We start from the raw sequence: 18,269 nt of genomic DNA, 5'->3' as shown, positions 1-18,269 counted from the left end.
CGTCCCGATCCAGAGCGGCGGGATCGCCGGCGGCGCGGGGGTCTGGGTGCTCGGCACGTTCGCGTTCTACCTCCTGATCCTCGTCGGTATCGGGCTGTGGGCCTCCCGCTTCATGGACTCCGTCGGCGACTACGTCATCGGCGGCCGGGAGATCGGCCCGGTCGTGACGGGGTTCTCCGAGCGCGCCTCCGAGATGAGCGGCTGGCTCACGCTGGGCGTCCCCGCCGACGCCTACGGCACGGGGATCATGGCCTTTCTCAACGGGCTGGGGATGATCCCCGCCGACCTGTTCGCGTGGGCCGGCATCGCCAAACGGCTCCGGAAGTACACCGAACTCGTCCGCTCGGTGACGCTGCCGACGTTCTTCGAGACGCGGCTGGGCGACGACACCGGGGCGGTGAAAGCCGTCTCCGCGCTCGTTTTGATGCTGTTCGAGGGCGGCTACGTCGGCGCCCAGATCGTTGCCGCCGGCACGCTGCTGCAGGTGCTCACCGGGATCGAGCCGTGGATCGGCATCGTCGCCGGCGGCGTGATCGTCATCGGCTACACGTTCCTCGGCGGCTACTTCGCGGTCGCGTGGTCGGACTACTTCCAGGGCGCGATCATCCTCGCGGCGTTCATCGTCCTCCCGGTGCTCGCCTTCACCGAGATGGGGCTGCCGTTCGAGGCCGTCGCGGCCGCTGCTGGCCCGGCAGCGACCAGCATCACCGCCGGAATGGCCGGCTGGGCCGCCGTCTTCGGCGTCATCAGCTACGCCGCGATCGGGCTGGGCGTCCCCGGCAACCCCCACATCATGGTGCGGTTCATGGGGATCGACCGGGTGCGGAACATCCGGCTGGCCGCGATGGTCGCCCAACTGTTCATGTTCGTCGCGTACGTCGGCGCGGCGCTCGTCGGGCTGTACGCGATCGCGATGTTCGGCGACGGCGCGCTCGCGGATCCCGACAACGCGATGCCGCGGCTCACGCTCGACCTGCTGCCCGGCGTGATCGCGGGGATCGTGCTCGCGGCCGCGCTGGCGGCGATGATGTCCAGCGCCGACTCCCAACTGCTCGTCGCGACCAGCGCGGTCGTCGAGGACGTCTACCACGGCTTCCTCGACCGCGACGCCAGCCAGCAGGAGTTGGTCCGCTACTCCCGCTACGTCACCTTCGGACTCGGCGCCGCCAGCGTGGCGTTCGCGTTCGTCGCACAGAACACGCCGATCTACACGCTCGTCCTCGACTACGCGTGGGGCGGGCTGGGGGCCGCCATCGGCCCCACGGTGATCGCGACGCTGTGGTGGAAACGCGTCACTGCGACGGGGTCGGTCGCCAGCATGATCGTCGGCACGGCGACGATGGTGCTCTGGACTCAGCTCTCGACGGTGCTCGGCTGGGTCGGGATGATGCCGCCGGAGTCCGCCGCGTTCTGGTACGGGCTGGTGACGGTGTACGGGCTGTTCCCGGCGTTCATCCTCTCGACGACCACGCTGATCGTCGTGTCGCTCGCGACCGAGCCGCCCGAAAACGTCGACGAGCACTTCGCCGCGTTCGACAAGCCGCTCTCGGCGATCGTCGCCGGCGAGGACACCGCGGGCTCCTCGGAGTACGTGGCCGACGGCGGGACCACGCTCGACACCGCCGGCGAGGCGACGGACACCTCGCCGAAGGTGCTGACCGAGGGCGACAACGTCCGCGCCCACGTCGTCGCCTCGGGCTACTGGGAGGATGACGACTGACGCGGTGCCGGACGACGAGTCGCTCCCGCCCGCGGACCACCCGCTGGTCGGCGACCGCCACGAGTCGGTCGAACTCCCGGTCATCGAACCCGGGATACCCCGGGAGTCGGTCGAGTCCACGGGTCGGGTCGGCGCAGTCGCGTACCCGTTCCGCGTGTACGAGGCCGAGATCGAGGTCGACCGGCCACTGCTCTCGCCGCGGCGGGACCGCCGGGTGATCAGCGTCGACCGCTCCCGGCGGCTCGCCGTCCGGGCGGACACGGTGCCCGAGGCCGAGGAACGGCGGATCGAGGACGTGCTGGTGCTGCCCGGCGAGCTTTCGCCCGAGCAGGCCGACGAGAAAGCGCGGGAGGCGGCGTTCCAGTGGACGCTGCGGGGGTCGATCCTCGCCGACGCGCCGGATATCGAGTTCGCGCGCGTCGTCGACGCCTACAAGCTGTTCTGGCTGGCCGAGCGCCCCGCTGGTGACGTGATAATCGACAGCGTGCGGGGCGACGAGCGGCCGTTCGACGGCTGATCAGTCGCTCGACTCGATCACGTCGACGACGGGGCCGGCTTCGGCGGCGGCGTCCTCGTCGTCGCTGCCCTCGCTCGGCGTGGGCAGGAACGGCGCGATCAGTGCGGCGACGGCCAGCAGCACCGACGCGTATCGGACGGCGTCAACGTACCAGTCCTCGGGTTCGAGGTCCTCGGGGTTCTCGTAGCCGACCAGCATCGAGCGCGCGCCGATCTCGATCGACTTCTCGGGGAGGGCGGCCCCGGCGACGCCGGAGACGAACGTGATGGCTCTCAGGAGCATACACGGACCGTTCGGTCCCCGGACACGAGGCGTTTGTGGTTCCGGCGCCGCCGCTCGCGGCCGGGAAGAAAGCGGGAGAAGACGAAGCGTTACTCGTAGAGCCAGGCTTCGTCGGGGCGCTCGTAGTCGATCAGCTCCTCCTCGTCGAAGAACAGATCGATCTCGCGCTCGTTCGAGCCGGGGTCCTCGTGGTCCGAGGCGTGGACGACGTTGCGCCCGAGGTCCAGTCCGAGGTCGCCGCGGATCGTGCCCGCGGGCGACTCGGCGGGGTCGGTCTCGCCGACCATCGATCGGACCTGCCGGGTGGCGTCCTGCCCCTCCCAGACCATCGCGAAGACGGGTCCGGAGGTGATGAACTCGACGAGGCCCTCGAAGAAGTCCTTCTCGCGGTGCTCGCCGTAGTGTTCCTCGGCGAGGTCACGCGGGATCTCGATGAACTTCCCGGCGACCAGCTTCAGGCCGCGCTGCTCGAACCGGGAGACGATCTCGCCGATCAGCCCGCGCTTGACGCCGTCGGGCTTGACCATGACGAACGTTCGCTCGCGCTCGCTCATTCCTCGTCCTCCTCGTCGTCGTCAGCCTCGGACTCGGCCTCCTCAGCCTCCTCCTCGGCGTCCGCGTCGGCTTCCTCGGACTCCTCGGATTCGGCCTCCGCAGCCTCCTCCTCGGACTCCGCTTCTTCTTCCGCTTCAGCCTCTTCCTCTTCGACGGCTTCCTCGGGTTCGGTCTCCTCGACCGTCTCCTCGGTGCCGTGGTCGCCGCCCTCCTCGGTCCACTCCAGATCTCGGGGCTCGCGCCCGAGGTCGGCGTTCTTCTCGCACTTCGCCGAGCAGTAGTGGACGACGCTGCCGTTCGTGTGGACGAACATCGTGCCCGTGCCGGGCTCGACGTCGTCGCCACAGTAGTCACAGGTTCGGTTCTGGGGCATCAGGCACCTCCGATGGAGTCGGCGTCACGCTGGGTCTCCCGCAGCTGGAGGATGTCGCCCTCCCGCACGGGACCCAGCACGTTCCGCGTGATGATGCGACCTTGGTTCGAGCCGTCCTGGATGCGGCACTTGACCTGCATCGCCTCGCCGTGCATCCCGGTCTTGCCGACGATCTCGATCACCTCGGCCGGCGTCGATTCCGTGCCGTTCTCCTCTTCTGCGCTCATGGGTTACCGGAGTTCCTCGACCTTCTCGGAGATGTCCTCGACGTCGTCCTCGGCGTCGCCGGCGTCGACGATGCCGGCGGCGGCGCTGCCGACCTCGAGGCCGGCGGCGTGACCCAGGTCGTCCTGAGTCTCGACGAAGACGACCGCGATGCCCTTCTCCTCGGCGAGTTCGGGCAGGTGCATGACGATCTCCTCGGGCTCGACGTCCTCGGCGACGAACACGAGATCCGCGTTCCCGCGCTCGACGGCCTTGGTCGTCTCGTTGGTTCCCTTCTTCACGGTGCCGGTGTCCCGGGCGACCTCGAGCGCGTCGAGCGCGCGGTCGGCGAGGTCGGCGGGGGTCTCGTAGTCGACGTAAACTGGCATTGTTGTAGTACCTCGTCCTGCCTGCGGGCTCGACTGCCCCACCGGAACTGCGTCCCTGACGGTGGGGAGTATCATCAACCCCTGACAGGCTTCGATCCACGATTCGACAGGCCCACGTAAAAGCGTGTTCAAACTGCCGGCACCGTGACAGCGCCCAACACGGGCCGAAACGGGCAAACCGCCGGCGGGCGAACGCCGACCGTGACCCTCGCTTCGCTCGCCGCCGACCTCCGGTCGGAGGCCGACCGCGCCAACGAACGCCGGCTGCTGGTGCTCTCCGGTCCCCCCGACGCGACCCGCCGCGCCGCCGTCGACGCGATCGAAGCCGCCGATCTGCCGATCCCGGACTGCGCCGCCGTCTCGGCCGCCGAGGAGTGGCCGTTCGAGCACGTCGGCCCGCGCCAGTCCCGCGAACTCCTCGGCCGCACGCAGCGGGCGATCGTCCTCGACGGCCACGACGAGTGTTCGCCCAACGCGATCGGTCGCACCGTCGGCGCGGTCGACGGCGGCGGGCTGTACGTCCTGCTCGCGCCCGACCTCGACGACTGGGCCGAGCGCCACGACGCGTTCGACGAGACGCTCGCCGTCCCGCCGTTCGAGATCGACGACGTGGCCGGGCAGTTCCGCCGCCGGCTCGTGGCGACGCTCCGAGCGCACCCCGGCGCCGCAGTCTGTGAGGTGGACGAGAGCTACGACGGCCCGGAGGGCGACGCCGTCGAAATCCGCGACGACGGGCTGACGGACCCGTACCCTGCCCGCCCCCGTGAGACGCCCGAACCGCCCGCGGAGGCGGCGTTCGACGACGACGTCTACCGCGCCTGCCGAACGGTCGATCAGGCCGAGGCGGTCCACGAACTCGAAGCGCTGCGAGCGACTGACTCCGACCCCGCGGTCGTCGTCGAGGCCGACCGCGGCCGCGGCAAGTCGAGCGCCGCCGGGCTCGCTGCGGGCGCGCTCGCCCGCGAGGGGGCGGACGTGCTCGTGACCGCGCCCGAGCGCCGCGGCGCCGACGAGATATTCGCCCGCGCTCGGGAACGGCTCGCTGCTGCCGACGCACTCGCTGATTCCGCGGCGGACTGCATCGACGCCGACTCCGGCGGCCGCGTCCGCTTCGCCCGCCCCCCCGTGGCTGCCGACCTCCCGGACGACCCGGACGCCGTGATCGTCGACGAGGCGGCCGCGCTCCCAGTCTCGCTGCTCGAACGCTTCCTCGACGGTCCGCCGGCCGCCTTCTGCACCACCGTCCACGGCTACGAGGGGGCGGGTCGGAGCTTCGACGTGCGCTTCCGCGGGAGCCTCGCGGACTCGGACCGCGACGTGACCGACGCCCGCCTCGACGAGCCGATCCGCTACGCCGCCGGCGATCCCGTGGAGTCGTGGGCGTTCCGCGCGCTGCTGCTCGACGCCCGGCCCCCGGTCGACCAGTTGGTCGCCGACGCGACGCCCGAATCAGTCGAGTACGAGACGCTCTCCCCCGAACGGCTGCTCGCGGACGAGCACTTGCTCCGGGAGGCGTTCGGCCTGCTCGTGCTCGCTCACTACCGGACCGAACCCGACGACCTCGCACGCCTGCTCGACGCGCCGAACCTCACCTGTCGCGCGCTGCTGCACGAGGGCCGGGTCGTCAGCGTCGCCCTCCTCGCCCGCGAGGGCGGTCTGCGCGAGGAGACGCGGGAGCGCGTCTACCGCGGCGACCGAATCCGCGGAAACATGCTGCCGGACGTGTTCACCAGCCAGCTCCGCGACCGCGAGGGCGGCGTTGCGGTCGGTTACCGCGTGATGCGGATCGCGACCCACCACGCGGTTCGGTCCGGCGGCCTCGGCTCGCGGCTGCTCTCGGCGATCGAGGCGGAGTTCCGCGAGGACGGGGGCCGCGATGCTGACCTGCGGGGGGAGCGCGTCGATTACTTGGGCGTCGGCTACGGCGCCACGCCCGAACTCCTCGACTTCTGGCGGGAGAACGGCTACCGGACGGTCCACCTCTCGACGACGAAGAACGACGCCAGCGGCGAGCACTCCGCGTTGATGGTGCGACCGCTCACCGATTCCGGGGCCGACCTCGCTGCCCGGCACGCCGAGTGGTTCCGCGAGCGCGCGCCGGGCGTGCTCGCTGGACCGCTCTCGGATGTCGACCCGGACGTGATCCGCGGGGCGCTGCGGGCGGTCGACGACAGCGCGCTGCCGGAAGAACCGGCCCTCTCAGAGCGCGACTGGCGTGTCGTCGTCGACGCCGCCAACGGGATGGGGAGCTACCACGCCGCGCCGGCGGCGTTCACGGAACTGGCGCTGCGGGAGCTAATCCTCGGCGCGGCGGGGTTGGATTCGGATGAAGAGCGACTACTCGTCGAGAAAGTGCTGCAGAACCGCGAGTGGGACGACGTGGCCGTGGATCTCGACAGGGTGTCGACCCGGATGACGATGCGCGCGTTCGGCGACGCCTGCGAGCCGCTGGTGGAGACGTACGGGACCGAGACGGCGAAGGAGCACCGCGCGTACTGGGACTAAAGCCCGCCGCCGCCAGCGCGGCTGGCGTCCACGTCGATCGCGTCGACCGGGCAGACGTCGACACAGAGCATGCAGTCGATGCACTGGTCCTCGAACGTCGGCTCGACCTTGCGCTCGCTCTCGGGGTGGTCGGGCGTGTCGACCCAGGTGAACACGTCGACCGGGCAGTCCTCCAGACAGGTGCCGTCGGCGATACAGAGGTCGTAGTCGACGGCGACGTGGGTGCCGTGGATGCCGAGTTGCTCCGGCGGGTCGACGGGTCCCCAGACCGCGACGGCGGCCTCATCTTGGTCCTCGCCGCTTGCGGCCGCCGCCTCCTCGCCCTCGACGCGCTCGCGGTTGCTGTCGAAGTTGGGGTCGATGGGCATAGCCGGAGTTCCCCCTCTCGACGTAAGTATCCGCTGGTGCGCCCGCCGGGATTCTTGTGCGCCGGCCGCGTTCGCCCGAACATGATCGACGCCGTGACCGCGGTCGCGCTGGCGCTGCTCGTCGGCGCCGTCGTCGCGAGCGTCGTGCCGGGCGTCCCCTCGGGACTGCTCGCGCTCGCTGGCGTGTACGTCGAGTACGTCTTCGGTCCCAGCCGGATGGGGATCTGGCTGCTCCTGAGCTTCACCGTCGTCGGGATCCTCACGATCGTGGTCGACCTGTTCGGCGGCGCGATCACGGGCAGGGCCAAGGGTGCGCGCACGACGACGACGCTGCTCGCCGCGGCCGCGGGGCTGGTGCTCTTTTTCGTCTTCGGCCCGCTCGGCGTGCTGCTGGGGCTGTTCGGCACGGTGTTCGCGCTGGAGATCCGCCGCGCCGACCGCGAGTTCGAGCAGGCGTGGGAGAACGCGCTCTGGGCGACGGTCGGGATGCTGGCCTCCGGCGTCGCGGTGTTCCTGCTCGCCGCGTCGATGCTCGCGGGCTACGTCGTGTTCGTGCTCTGGCTCTGACAGCCGCGCAGGAACGCCCGAAGCTCCCGCATCGCGGCGTCGTACTGGCTCTGGAACACCGCGTGACTGGCGTCGGGGACGTGGACGAGCCGCCCGTTCGGGAGCGCCTCGGCGGCGTCCAGATCCGTCCGGCGGCGTTCCGGTTCAGCGTCGGCCCGCAGCACCAGCGTCGGCGCGTCGATCTCGGGGAACAGTTCGGTGACGTACGCCTCCTCGGGGTAGCCTTCGCGGGCGATCTCGGCGATTACGGGGCTGCACTCGACGGCCGCCTCGGCCTCCCGGCGGGGCTGGCCGGGCGCGGCGTCGAGGTACTCCTCGGGCAGTTCTTCGGCGTTCTCCTCGGCGATCGCGTCGACCCCGCGTTCCTCCCACTCGGCGACCTGCTCGCGGACGAACGCCGCGCGCTCGTCGGGTCCCATCGGCGCCGGCTCGCCGGTGAACCCCGCCGGATCGACGAGGACGGCGCCGGCGATCCGATCCGGCGCCTCGGCCGCGGCGGCGGCCACCGTCGCCCCGCCCATCGAGTGGCCCATCACCACCGGCTCCGACAGCGAGAGCGCGTCGAGCAGCCCGAGGAGGTCGGCCGCACGGTCGTCGACGGTGTAGCCGGTCTCGGGCGCCGCCGACCGCCCGTGTCCTCTGGCGTCGTAGCTGACGACCGTGTGGGTGGTTGCGAGGTCGTCGATCAGGCGGCGACGGCTCCGGCCGTTACCGTAGAAGCCGTGGGCGTAGACGATCGGCGGTCCCTCGCCAGTCCGGTAGTAGCGGAGGTCGACGCCGTTGGCCGCGACGGTGCCGGTCTCCCAGTCCGACGGTAGATCCATGCCCCGGCGTCGGCCCAGCGGCGAAAAAATCCGCCGACTTCTCAGTGGAGCACGCACTCGATCGACGCCGCGGCCCGGAGCAGGAACCCGTCCGCTCCCGGCGGGCCGACCAACTGCAGCCCCACGGGCCGGCCCTCGACCTCGCCGCAGGGGACCGACACCGCGGGCGCGCCGGTGGCGTTGAACGGCGCGGTGTTCTCGACGGTATCGAGCACCGACACGCCGCCCCTGCCCGGCACGGCGCCGAACTCGGGTGCCGGGATCGCCGTCGTCGGCGTCGCGAGCACGTCCACCTCGGCGAACAGCGCCTGCTGGCGCCGGATCGCCAGCCGCCGGGCGTCCCACGTCCGGCCGTACGCGTCGGAGGCGCGCTCGAGCAGCGCCCGGCCGGTCTCGATCAGGTCGCGCACCCGGCCGGGCAGCGAGTCGCGGCGTTCGTTCGCCCGCCGGAGCGCCGCCCGCAGGTCCGCCCGCTGGCCCGCCCCGAGCAGCCCGCCCCGCTCCAGCAGCGCCCCGAACTCCATCACCGTCGCGGCGTCGTTGGCGTCGACGGCCGCCCCGGCCTCGGGGAACGTCACCGATCTGACCTCGGCGTCGAGTTCGATCGCACACGTCGTCACGGCCGACTCGACCTCGGCCTCGACCTCGTCGGTGGCGGCCGCCATGAACTCCGCGGGGACGCCCAGCCGGAGTTCCGGCGGGGTCCGATCGAGATCGTCGACGAAGGCGAGCCGGTCGGGCGCTGTCAGCGAGTCGGGGCGCGTCGCTTCGCGGCCGGCGACGGCCTCCAGCACGCGTGCGGCGGTGGTGACGTCGCCGGCGAGCACGCCGACGTGGTCGTTCGACGGCGAGAGCGGCACGACGCCCTCGGTCGGAACCATCCCGTAGGTGGGCTTGTAGCCGACGACGCCACAGAACGAGGCGGGGATGCGGACGCTGCCGGCGGTGTCGGTGCCCAAGGCGGCGTCCACCTCGCCGCTGGCGACCGCCGCGGCGCTGCCCGACGAGGAGCCGCCGGGGACGTGCCCCTCGACGGCGGGGTTCAGCGTCCGGCCGCGCGCGCTTAGCTCACCGGTCGTGCCGAACGCGAACGGGTCCATGTCCGTGGTGCCGACGATCGAGCCGCCCGCCGCCCGGAGCCGTTCGACCGCGATCGCGTCGATATCGGGCGTCCACTCGAAGCAGTCGGTGCCGCAGGTCGTCGTCACGCCGCCGACGGCGATGTTCTCCTTCACCGCGAGGTCGAGGTCGACCAGCGACCCCGACAGCGGCGCGTCGGCGATGAACGTCTCCGCGAAGGCGTCGTGGGGGTCCGCCCGCTCCTGTGGGTACGGCGGATCGAACGCGCCGGCGACGCTGTCGGCCGGGAGCGACCCAACCCGGTCGAGGTAGTCGTCGACCCAGGCCTCGACCCGTGACGGGTCCGCGTTCTCCATGGTCGATCGTTCCCCTCCGACGCATAAGGGCTGTTTGGCCGTCACACGACGCCCGCGTCCGCCGTCACGGGCCGCGAGCGGTCCTATCACCTGAGATACGGAAACAACTATTTACCACTCTGTAAAAGGTGTAAGCGATGCACACGACAACCCACCCGGACCGATGTATCGAGAACAGGGACGCGGTCGCGGGGCTCCGCTGATGGCGCTCGAAGCGGAGTTCCTGCTCGCCGGCCGCCTCGTGCTGGGCGTCCTCTTCCTGTACAACGGCTACAACCACTTCGCCGACTTCGAGAGCCGGAAGGGGTACGCCGAGTACAAGGGGACGCCGTTGCCGGGCGCCGCGGTCATCGCGTCGGGCGTGATCCTCGTCCTCGGCGCGCTCGGGATCATGCTCGGGGTCTACCCCGTGATTGCGGCGGGGGCGCTCGCGACGTTCCTGATCGTCGCGACGCCGCTGTTCCACGACTTCTGGAACGCCGGCGAGGAGGAGAAGGAGAACGAACTGAACCACTTCCTGAAGAACGTCGGGCTGCTGGGGGGGACGCTCGTCCTCCTCTCGACCGGTAGCGAGGTCTGGGCGTACGGAGCCAACCTCGGACTGTTCTAGCTCACGATGGAACTCGGACAATTCACGACGGCGGACGGCGAGCAGTGGGTCGGGGCGGTCGTCGACGAGGGCGTCGTCTCGCTCCCGGAAGCGGGCGCGGCCACCGGCATCGAACTCCCGTCGACGCTCACGGCGCTGTTGACGGTCGAGAACTGGCGGGAGAAAGCGGAGCTTGCGGTCGAGTCGGCCGTCGACGCCGACCGGGCGATCTACGCGCCCGAGTCGCTCGAGACGCGGTCGCCGGTCACCGACCCGGGGAAGATCGTCGCGATCGGACTGAACTACTCGAAACACGCCGACGAGGGCGGCGAGGACATCCCCGACGTGCCGCTGGTGTTCTCGAAGTTCGGCACCTGCATCGTCGGCCCGGACGACGCGGTCGAGTGGGACCCGGAGCTGACCGAGGCCGTCGACTACGAGGGCGAACTCGTGGCGGTCATCGGCGAGGAGGCCCGGAACGTCAGCGAGGACGAGGCGCTGGAGTACGTCGCGGGCTACACCGTCGGCAACGACGTCTCCGCCCGCGACCTCCAGCTCTCCGACGAGCAGTGGGTTCGCGGGAAGAGCCTCGACACGTTCGCGCCGATGGGGCCTCACTTCGTCACCGCCGACGAGATCGACGACGTGACCGACCTCGACATCTGGACGGAGGTCAACGGCGAGCGCCTGCAGGACTCCAACACGGAGCACCTGATCTTCCCGATCCGGGAGCTGATCGCGTTCTGTAGCCGCTCCTTTACGCTGGAGCCGGGCGACGTGATCTTCACGGGCACGCCCGACGGCGTCGGCTACTTCCGCGAGCCGAAGGTGCTGCTCGAGGACGGCGACGAGATGACCGTCGGCGTCGAGGGCGTCGGCGAGCTCACGAACCACTGTCGGTACACCGACTGATGTCGTACCCGACACAGCGCCCGACCGATCTGGAGGGCGGCGACGGCCTCGAGTCGATCCCCGCGGAGCTCCACAGCATCCCGTGGATCGACGTCCACAACCACGCCCACACGCTCTCCTGGAACGACCGCGAGCGCTACGCGCTGAGCGGCTGTGCGGGGATGGTGACGATGGCCGCCGCCTACTACTGGACCCCCTACAAGCCCGTCCAGCCGGAGGACGTGCGCTACCTCTGGGACGACGCGCTCAACCGCCTGCCGCAGATCCGAGAGTCCCACCTGCTCGACGCGAAGGTCGGCGTCGGCATCCACACCGGCGCGCGGGTCGAGAACTACGAGGAGCTGCTGGAGGTGCTCCCCGAGTACGCGGCGCTGGACGAGGTGGCCGCGATCGGCGAGATCGGGATCACCGAGGCCCAGCACGTCGCCGGCTGGTCGCTGGAGGAGCAGAAGGAAGTCACCCGCCGGCAGTTCGAAGTCGCCGCCGACCACGACCTCCCGGCGGTCGTCCACACGCCCGCCGACTTGGAGGACGTCGACTTCCCCGAGCGCGAGAGCGGGAACCTCCCCGGCTACGAACTCGACCTCGCGCGCCAGCAGGAGCCGGTGCTCACCTCGGAGTACCCCAAGCGGGAGGCCGTCGACATCGACGCCGAACTCGCCGACGAGGCCGGGCTCGACCACGAGCAGGTCGTGCTCTCGCACATGGACCCGAAGATCGCGCCGTACGTGCTCGAGAACACGGACTGCTACCTGAGCTTCACCGTCAGCTACCCGTGGCTACTGGGCGTCTCGCCGACCGACGTGGCCGAGATCGTCGCCGAGTACGGGCCGGAGCGCATCCTCGTCGAAACCGACAGCGCCGGCGTGCTGCGCAGCGACGTGTTCGCGTTCAAGCGGACCATCGCCGAGCTGTACCGCCACGGTGTCGGCGTCGACGCGATCCGGCAGGTGGTGTACGAGAACCCGCGGTCGGTCCTCCCCTGAAGGGGCTACGGGCACCTCTTGCTATCGTCGACCCGTGTGAACGTATGGTATGCAAACGATTATTATGGTCTCGGTTTTACCAGTTGGTGAACCATGCCAGACGTTCCAGGGCTTCACCACGTGACGGCGTTCTGTGACGACCCGCAGGACAACTACGACTTCTTCACCAACGTGCTCGGGATGCGGTTCGTCAAGGAGACGGTCCGCTTCGACGTACCCGAGAAGATCTATCACCTCTACTACGGCGACGAGGTGGGGACACCGGGCACCATCATCACGTTCTTCCCGATGACCAACATGCCGATGGAGGAGGGTCTCGTCGGCAAGGGCCAGACCAGTTCGGTCGGGCTGACGATCCCCGAGGGGTCGGTCGAGTTCTGGACCGACCGCTTCGACGATCACGACGTCGAGTACACCGTCGAGGAGCGCTTCGACGAGACGGCGATCGCGTTCGAGGGGCCGGACGGCGTCCCCTTCGAACTCGTGACCGGCGAGTCCGATATCGAGGCGTACACCGACGGCAGCGACGTGCCCGAGGAGCACGGCATCCGCGGGATGTACAACGCGACGGTCCACTCCAAGGACCCCGCGGGCACGATGGACGTGCTCGAGACGCTGGGCTGGGACCGCGTCGGCGAGGCCACCCACCCGCAGGCCGGTGACCGCGTCCGGTACGAGGCGCCCGGCGACGCGCCGTGTGCCCGGAAAGTCGACGTGCTCATCCGGCCGAACGCGCCCAACGGCGCGCTGGGGATCGGCACGTTCCTCCACATCGCGTTTCGCGTCGCCAACGGCTGGGAGCAGGACCAGATCAGCGACGAACTCCGCGCGAACGGCTACTACACCACGTCCACGAAGGATCGGGACTACTTCCACTCCCGCTACATCACCGAGCCCGGCGGATCGGTGTTCGAGTTCGCGACCGACGGTCCCGGCTTCGGGATCGATCAGGACGTCGATGAGTACGGCGAGGAGCTGAAAGTGCCCGACTGGCTCGACGTCGACGTCGAGCGCATCAAGGAGATGCTGCCGCCCCTCGAGAAGAACTAATCCGCCGCGACCGCAGCTTTTCGGCCGCTACTCGTCGACGATCAGCGAGTCGACGACGAACTCGTCGATGGCCTGAACCGCCTCCTCCGGCGCGTCGTCGTGACCCAGCGAGAGCTTCCGCTCCCGGGCGGCGTGGATCACGTCGGTGATGAGCTGGGCCGTCCGCTCGGGGTCGGTGTCGCGGAAGTCGCCCCGCTCGATCCCCTCGGCGACCACCTGCGTGATGCTGTCCCGGAGGCGCCGGTGGTGTTCGTCGAAGATCTCCCGGTGGCGCTCGTCGTTCTGTGCGTGGGTGAACAGCTCGTGGTACACCTTCATCCGCTCCCAGTGGTCGAACTCCTCGAACCCCGGCCCGAACAGACACTGCCGGATGCGGATGTCCAGCTCCTCACAGGGCGGCACGTCCCGTTCGACCTCGACGCTGCCCTCGTACTGCTCGATGATGTACTCGAGGAAGTTCGCCAGCAGGTCGTACTTCCCGTCGTAGTGGTAGTGGATGATCTGCCGGGTCTTCTCCATCTCCTCCCCGATGTCGCGCATCCGGAGGCCGGCGTAGCCGTGCTCGCTGACGGCCCGGAACGTCGCCTCCATGATCTCGGTCCGGGTCTCCTCGGGGACCCCGCGCTGCTCCAGCTCGCTCATATCCGCTATACCCCGGTCGGCTATATAGCGCTTTTCTCGTTCGACGCCGCCACTCGTCTTATCTACCGTCAGACACAACGGCTCCCCATGGACGTCGATACCGCGGTTCGGGAGGTCGACGAGGCGGTCGCCACGGAGATCGGCGGCGAGGACGCGGCGTTCCGCGAGTCGCTCCGCGTGGCGCTGTCGACCGTCGACGCGGCCGCCGGCGGCGACGCCGTGGCGGACCTGACCCGCTTCGTTGCGGGCCACGTCCGCGAGACGGCGGAGCGCCCCGCCCCCGCGGTCGTCGACGAGCGCGCCGCCGAGATCGTCAGGGAACACGACGCGGAACTGCCCGAGGACTCGTACCTCCGGAACGCCTGATCGGCGCCGGGCGGTCGACACGCCCCCGAGAGCTTTCCGCGGCGCGTTCGGCCACCGGTCGATCACCGAAACCGGCGGGCTTTAGGCCCGCATCGACAACTTCCACCCAGATGAGTCACGAGGAGTTCCCGACCGACCGTCCCGCGGTGGTGACGTGTGGATTGCCGTACGCCAACGGCGACCTCCACATCGGTCACCTCCGGGGGTACACCGCGGCGGACGCGCTGCATCGCTCGATCGAGAAGCTCGGCCAGCAGTCGGCGTACGTCTGCGGCTCGGACATGCACGGCACCCCCATCGCCGTCAACGCCGCCAAGGAGGGTATCACCCCCGAGGAGCTGGCGATGCCGGTCCACGAGAAGTACCAGGAGACGTTCCCGCGGTTCAACGTCGATTTCGACAACTACGGCCGGACCAACGACGAGACCAACACCGAGCTCACCCGCGAGTTCGTCGAGGAACTCGAAGCGGCGGGCTACGTCTACGAGGACGAGATCATGGTCGCGTGGGACCCCGAGGAGGACGACCCGCTCCCGGACCGCTACGTCCGGGGCACCTGTCCGTACTGCGGCGAGCAGGCCCGCGGCGACGAGTGTGACGAGGGCTGTGGCCGCCACCTCGAGCCCGGCGAGATCGAGGACCCCGTCTCGGCGATCACGGGCAACCCCGCGGAGTACCGCGAGCGCGAGCACAAGTACTTCGCCGTCTCCGAACTCGCCGACTACCTCGACGAGTTCCTCGACCGCCTCGAAGGGACGTCGAACGCCAAGAACCAGCCCCGCGAGTGGCTCGAAGAGGGGCTACAGGACTGGTGCATTACGCGAGATATGGACTGGGGAGTCGACTACCCCGGCGAGGAGGATCTCGTGCTCTACGTCTGGGTCGACGCCCCGATCGAGTACGTCTCCTCCACGAAGCAGTACTCCGAGCGCGTCGGCGCCGACGAGTACGACTGGGAGGAGGTCTGGGGCCGCGACGGCGGCGACGGCGGCGAGATCGTCCACGTGATCGGTCGCGACATCATCCAGCACCACACCATCTTCTGGCCGGCGATGCTCCACGCGACGGGCCACGCCGAACCGCGCGCGGTCTGTGCGACGGGCTTCGTCACCATCGACGGCAAGGGACTCTCCACCAGCCGGAACCGCGCGATCTGGGCCGAGGAGTACCTCGACGAGGGGTTCCACCCGGACCTGCTGCGCTACTACCTCACCACGATGGGCGGGTTCCAGCAGGACCTCGACTTCACCTGGGAGCGCTTCCAAGAGCGCGTCAACGGCGAACTCGTCGGCACGGTCGGCAACTTCGTCTACCGCTCGATGCTGTTCGCGGCGCGGAACTTCGACGGCACGCCCGACGCCGACGTGAGCGACGACGTGCAGGAGCACATCGACGCCGCGGTCGGGCAGTTCCGCGAGGCCGTGAAGAACTACGACGTGCGCAACGCCGGCGACGCCGCGGTCGAGCTCGCGCAGTTCGGCAACGAGTACATCCAGCAGCACGAGCCGTGGCAACTGGAGGACGGCAGCGACGAGCAGGCGCAGGTCATCCGGGACTGCCTGCAGGTCGCCGTCGCCGTCGCGGTGCTGCTCGAACCGATCACGCCCGAGAAGGCCGAGACGGTCTGGCAACAGCTGAACGTCGACGCCGACGTACACGAGGCCGAGACCGACGCGGTGTACGCCGAGCCGGGCGCGTTCGACGAGCCCGACGAGCTGTTCGAGAAGATCGAAGACGACCGCGTCGACGAGCTGGACGCGGCGCTCGAAGAGAAGATCGAGGAAGCGGCTGCGGACGACGAGAGCGAGGACGACGAAACCGAGGACGAGAACACCGAGATGGACGACAGCGAACTCGAACCCCTGATCGACGAGCGTATCGACTTCGACACCTTCGAAGGCCTCGACATCCGGGTCGGCCGGATCGAGAGCGCCGAGGGGATCGAGGGCGCGGACAAGCTCTCCCGGTTGGAGGTCGACATCGGCGCCGAGACCCGCCAGATCGTCGCCGGGCTGAAGCAGCTCCACGATATGGACGAGATCGAGGGGAAGAAGGTGATCGTGCTGGCGAACCTCGAACGGGCCGAACTGTTCGGCGTCGAGTCCAACGGGATGGTGCTCGCTGCGGGCGAGCAGGCCGACCTGCTGACGACACACGGCGACGCCGAGCCGGGGACGAAGGTCCGGTAGCGGCGACCGACAGCCGTACCGGGACGACATTCCGGTAGCGGCGACCGCCAGCGATCCGATCCGCCCGCTCCTTTCTGACGCGGAACCGGGGTTTATGCCCGGTTAGCACGTACTACGAACGATGTCTCGAACGCCGCCCGGTCCCAAGGGCAAGCCCGTGTTCGGGAGCAGCCACCAGTACGCTCGCGACCCGTTCCGGTTCGTCACGGGGCTCGAACAGGCCTACGGCGGCGTGAGCCGGTTCGACATGGGGCCGCTCGACACGTACGTGGTCACCGACCCCGCGGCCATCGAGCGAATCCTCGTCTCCGAGGCGGGTCGCTTCGGCAAGCCGGCGTTTCAGGACGACGCGCTCGGCGATCTGTTGGGCGACGGACTCCTCCTCAGCGAGGGCGACACGTGGCGACAGCAGCGCACGCTCGCCCAGCCGGCGTTCGACATGGCCCGGCTCTCGGGGATGGCCGACCGCATCGTCGACCACACCGAGTCCCGCCTCGCCGACTGGGCCGACGGCGACCGCGTCGACGTGGAACAGGAGATGACGACGGTCACCATCGATGTGATCCTCGACCTGATGATGGGCGTCGAACTCCCCCGGGACCGGCTGGAGCACGTCCGCGAGCAACTGGAGCCGCTCGGCATGCGGTTCGAGCCAGACCCCATTCGGTTCGCAGTCCCCGACTGGGTGCCGATGCCGGGCGACGCCGAGTTCGACGCCGCCGTCGCCGAGCTGGAGGGCGTCATCGACGACATCGTCGCCCGGCGCCGGGGCGACGTGGGCACGGACGACGACCCCGACGCGCCGATGGACTTCCTCTCGCTGCTCGTGCGAGCCCGGGAAAACGGCGAACAGACCGACGAACAGCTCCGCGACGAGATGATGACGATGCTGCTCGCGGGCCACGACACCACCGCGCTGACGCTGACGTACACGTGGTTCCTGCTCTCGGAGCACCCCGAGGTCGAGCGCCGGCTCCACGAGGAGATCGACGCCGTCGTCGACGACGGCCGCCCGACGATGGCGGACGTACGGGAGTTGGAGTACACCGAGTGGGTGATCAAGGAGGCGATGCGGCTCTACCCGCCGGTGTACACCATCTTCCGGGAGCCACGGGAGCCGGTCGAGATCGGCGACTACACGATCCCCGAGGGGGCGGCGATCATGCTCCCCCAGTGGGCGGTCCACCGCTCCGACGACCACTGGGACGATCCGGCGTCGTTCGACCCCGAGCGCTGGCGCCCCGAGCGGGCGGAGGAGCGCCCGCGGTTCGCGTACTTCCCGTTCGGCGGCGGGCCGCGCCACTGCATCGGCAAGCACCTCGCGATGCTCGAGGCCCGATCCATCGTCGCGACGACGGCCAGCCGGTTCCGCCTGGAGTACGAGGGCGAGACCCCGCTCGAACTCCTCCCGACGCTGACGGCCCACCCCCGGAACGGGATGCCGATGCGCGTCGAGCGCCGCTGAGGCTCGACCCATCCACTCGGCGGTCCGAGCGACGCCAACCACTTAGCACCGCCTGCACAACCCTTCACTATGCGGATCGAGTACGACCGCGACACCTGCATCGGGATGTTCCAGTGCGTCGCCGAGTGGGACGCCTTCGAGCGCGACGAGGACGCGGGCAAGGCGGTCCTCGTCGACAGTGAGGAGGCCGAGGACGACGTGTTCGTCCGCGAGGTGCCCGAGGACGCCGAACTCGACGCGAAGTTCGCCGCGCGGGCCTGCCCCGTCGACGCCATCCGCGTCTACGACGACGCCGGCGAGCAGATCGTCTGAGAGCCTGACACCCCCGTT

21 protein-coding genes are annotated in these 18,269 nt (G+C 69.7%); 12 read left to right on the top strand and 9 right to left on the bottom strand.

The annotated features are described in order from the left end of the window. Positions 1–7: 7 nt before the first annotated feature. Positions 8–1,720: a sodium/proline symporter gene (locus ACYQZ5_RS12045; protein WP_379731898.1), complete on the top strand. Its 1,713-nt coding sequence runs from the start codon at positions 8–10 to the stop codon at positions 1,718–1,720. Further along, entirely contained in the window at positions 1,710–2,237 is a 528-nt protein-coding gene (locus ACYQZ5_RS12040; RefSeq protein ID WP_379818624.1) for a hypothetical protein, read from the top strand. The genes ACYQZ5_RS12045 and ACYQZ5_RS12040 overlap by 11 nt, the downstream gene beginning before the upstream one ends. Here ACYQZ5_RS12040 and ACYQZ5_RS12035 read toward each other — a convergent pair whose 3' ends face one another. The 5 genes from ACYQZ5_RS12035 to rpl7ae all read right to left on the bottom strand — a co-directional run bounded on the left by ACYQZ5_RS12035 (position 2,238) and on the right by rpl7ae (position 4,040). Further along, positions 2,238–2,519 (bottom strand): DUF6199 family natural product biosynthesis protein, encoded by a 282-nt coding sequence (locus ACYQZ5_RS12035; RefSeq protein WP_379732487.1) that lies wholly within the window; start codon positions 2,517–2,519, stop codon positions 2,238–2,240. Between the two features lie 89 nt (positions 2,520–2,608). Next, positions 2,609–3,073: a nucleoside-diphosphate kinase gene (gene ndk, locus ACYQZ5_RS12030; RefSeq protein WP_379732486.1), complete on the bottom strand. Its 465-nt coding sequence runs from the start codon at positions 3,071–3,073 to the stop codon at positions 2,609–2,611. Further along, positions 3,070–3,447, bottom strand: a complete 378-nt coding sequence (locus ACYQZ5_RS12025; protein ID WP_379732485.1) for a 50S ribosomal protein L24e — start codon at positions 3,445–3,447, stop codon at positions 3,070–3,072. Before ACYQZ5_RS12025 ends, ndk begins: the two co-directional genes overlap by 4 nt. Next, a complete protein-coding gene (locus ACYQZ5_RS12020; RefSeq protein WP_053947090.1) occupies positions 3,447–3,674 on the bottom strand; it encodes a 30S ribosomal protein S28e in 228 nt (75 codons plus the stop codon). Before ACYQZ5_RS12020 ends, ACYQZ5_RS12025 begins: the two co-directional genes overlap by 1 nt. 3 nt (positions 3,675–3,677) lie before the next feature. After that, positions 3,678–4,040: a 50S ribosomal protein L7Ae gene (gene rpl7ae / locus ACYQZ5_RS12015; protein ID WP_053947091.1), complete on the bottom strand. Its 363-nt coding sequence runs from the start codon at positions 4,038–4,040 to the stop codon at positions 3,678–3,680. A 201-nt stretch (positions 4,041–4,241) separates the two neighbouring features. Here rpl7ae and tmcA point away from each other — a divergent pair, with 201 nt between their 5' ends. After that, entirely contained in the window at positions 4,242–6,545 is a 2,304-nt protein-coding gene (tmcA, locus tag ACYQZ5_RS12010; RefSeq protein WP_459846298.1) for a tRNA(Met) cytidine acetyltransferase TmcA, read from the top strand. On the opposite strand, the gene ACYQZ5_RS12005 is transcribed toward tmcA, so the two are convergent. Next, positions 6,542–6,913 (bottom strand): 4Fe-4S dicluster domain-containing protein, encoded by a 372-nt coding sequence (locus ACYQZ5_RS12005; RefSeq protein ID WP_379732613.1) that lies wholly within the window; start codon positions 6,911–6,913, stop codon positions 6,542–6,544. The genes tmcA and ACYQZ5_RS12005 overlap by 4 nt on opposite strands. Before the next feature lie 81 nt (positions 6,914–6,994). Here ACYQZ5_RS12005 and ACYQZ5_RS12000 point away from each other — a divergent pair, with 81 nt between their 5' ends. Continuing rightward, positions 6,995–7,480 carry a DUF456 domain-containing protein gene (locus ACYQZ5_RS12000; protein ID WP_379818936.1) on the top strand — a complete coding sequence of 162 codons (486 nt, stop codon included), beginning with the start codon at positions 6,995–6,997 and terminating at the stop codon, positions 7,478–7,480. Here ACYQZ5_RS12000 and ACYQZ5_RS11995 read toward each other — a convergent pair. Further along, positions 7,453–8,304 carry an alpha/beta fold hydrolase gene (locus ACYQZ5_RS11995; RefSeq protein WP_459846295.1) on the bottom strand — a complete coding sequence of 284 codons (852 nt, stop codon included), beginning with the start codon at positions 8,302–8,304 and terminating at the stop codon, positions 7,453–7,455. The genes ACYQZ5_RS12000 and ACYQZ5_RS11995 overlap by 28 nt on opposite strands. A 41-nt stretch (positions 8,305–8,345) precedes the next feature. After that, positions 8,346–9,740 carry an amidase gene (locus ACYQZ5_RS11990; protein WP_459846293.1) on the bottom strand — a complete coding sequence of 465 codons (1,395 nt, stop codon included), beginning with the start codon at positions 9,738–9,740 and terminating at the stop codon, positions 8,346–8,348. A gap of 202 nt (positions 9,741–9,942) precedes the next feature. Here ACYQZ5_RS11990 and ACYQZ5_RS11985 point away from each other — a divergent pair, with 202 nt between their 5' ends. From ACYQZ5_RS11985 to ACYQZ5_RS11970, 4 genes are all read left to right on the top strand, one after another. Continuing rightward, positions 9,943–10,350, top strand: coding sequence for a DoxX family protein (locus ACYQZ5_RS11985; protein ID WP_379731788.1), 408 nt, complete (start codon positions 9,943–9,945; stop codon positions 10,348–10,350). 6 nt (positions 10,351–10,356) lie between these two features. Next, positions 10,357–11,241, top strand: a complete 885-nt coding sequence (locus ACYQZ5_RS11980; RefSeq protein WP_379731787.1) for a fumarylacetoacetate hydrolase family protein — start codon at positions 10,357–10,359, stop codon at positions 11,239–11,241. After that, the gene (locus tag ACYQZ5_RS11975; protein WP_379731786.1) at positions 11,241–12,227 is read left to right on the top strand and encodes a TatD family hydrolase; all 987 of its coding nucleotides are present in this window, start codon (positions 11,241–11,243) and stop codon (positions 12,225–12,227) included. The genes ACYQZ5_RS11980 and ACYQZ5_RS11975 overlap by 1 nt, the downstream gene beginning before the upstream one ends. A 93-nt stretch (positions 12,228–12,320) precedes the next feature. Beyond that, positions 12,321–13,277, top strand: a complete 957-nt coding sequence (locus ACYQZ5_RS11970; protein ID WP_379731785.1) for a VOC family protein — start codon at positions 12,321–12,323, stop codon at positions 13,275–13,277. Between the two features lie 27 nt (positions 13,278–13,304). On the opposite strand, the gene ACYQZ5_RS11965 is transcribed toward ACYQZ5_RS11970, so the two are convergent. Then, complete coding sequence (locus ACYQZ5_RS11965) at positions 13,305–13,919, bottom strand: TetR/AcrR family transcriptional regulator (protein WP_379731784.1); 615 nt, start codon at positions 13,917–13,919, stop codon at positions 13,305–13,307. An 87-nt stretch (positions 13,920–14,006) separates the two neighbouring features. On the opposite strand from ACYQZ5_RS11965, the gene ACYQZ5_RS11960 reads away from it, so the two are divergent. From ACYQZ5_RS11960 to ACYQZ5_RS11945, 4 genes are all read left to right on the top strand, one after another. Further along, positions 14,007–14,285, top strand: a complete 279-nt coding sequence (locus tag ACYQZ5_RS11960; protein WP_379818914.1) for a hypothetical protein — start codon at positions 14,007–14,009, stop codon at positions 14,283–14,285. Positions 14,286–14,395: 110 nt separating this feature from the next. Next, complete coding sequence (gene metG, locus ACYQZ5_RS11955) at positions 14,396–16,474, top strand: methionine--tRNA ligase (RefSeq protein WP_379731451.1); 2,079 nt, start codon at positions 14,396–14,398, stop codon at positions 16,472–16,474. A gap of 121 nt (positions 16,475–16,595) precedes the next feature. Next, positions 16,596–17,939, top strand: a complete 1,344-nt coding sequence (locus ACYQZ5_RS11950; RefSeq protein ID WP_379731453.1) for a cytochrome P450 — start codon at positions 16,596–16,598, stop codon at positions 17,937–17,939. A 69-nt stretch (positions 17,940–18,008) separates the two neighbouring features. Beyond that, positions 18,009–18,251 (top strand): ferredoxin, encoded by a 243-nt coding sequence (locus ACYQZ5_RS11945; protein WP_379731455.1) that lies wholly within the window; start codon positions 18,009–18,011, stop codon positions 18,249–18,251. The last annotated feature ends 18 nt before the right edge of the window (positions 18,252–18,269 follow it).

This window comes from Halolamina salina (genome assembly GCF_054653455.1).
The sequence above is the reverse complement of the archived record's forward strand: the minus strand, read 5'-3'. Positions and strand labels throughout refer to the sequence as shown.